The organism is Aeromicrobium phragmitis (assembly GCF_003674095.1).
Classification (GTDB): Bacteria; Actinomycetota; Actinomycetes; order Propionibacteriales; family Nocardioidaceae; genus Aeromicrobium; species Aeromicrobium phragmitis.
In genome coordinates, this window is sequence record NZ_RDBF01000233.1 from 1 (window position 1) to 331 (window position 331).

1 protein-coding gene is annotated in these 331 nt (G+C 76.1%); it reads right to left on the reverse strand.

Annotated elements, in window-relative coordinates; genetic code table 11:
- The coding region (locus D9V41_RS18115; RefSeq protein ID WP_166376126.1) for a hypothetical protein at positions 1 to 331 on the reverse strand (331 nt) is incomplete at both ends.

Genomic DNA, 331 nt, shown 5'->3' on the forward strand with positions numbered 1-331 from the left:
CGCGGCAGGACCGACGTCACGCCGAGGGGAGCCAGCGGCGCCAACGCGAGCACGTTCTGCGGCGCGAACCACAGCGGCGTGCGAAGCTCGAACGCCGCGGCCACGCCGGCCGCTTGCGCGGCCGACTCCTCGGCGGCATCCCGCTGCCCGCCCGCGAGATGGGTCGCTGCCGTCAGCAGCAGCCGCGTCAGCCGCAGGGCAGGCGCATCGGTGCGGACCGCACCGATGATGGTCCAGGCCCGTTGGCCGTCACCGCGCAGCACGGCGCCGCGAGCGACCTCCAAGCGCAACGCCGGCCCGCTGCGACTCCGCAGCCGCAGCCGTTGAGCCG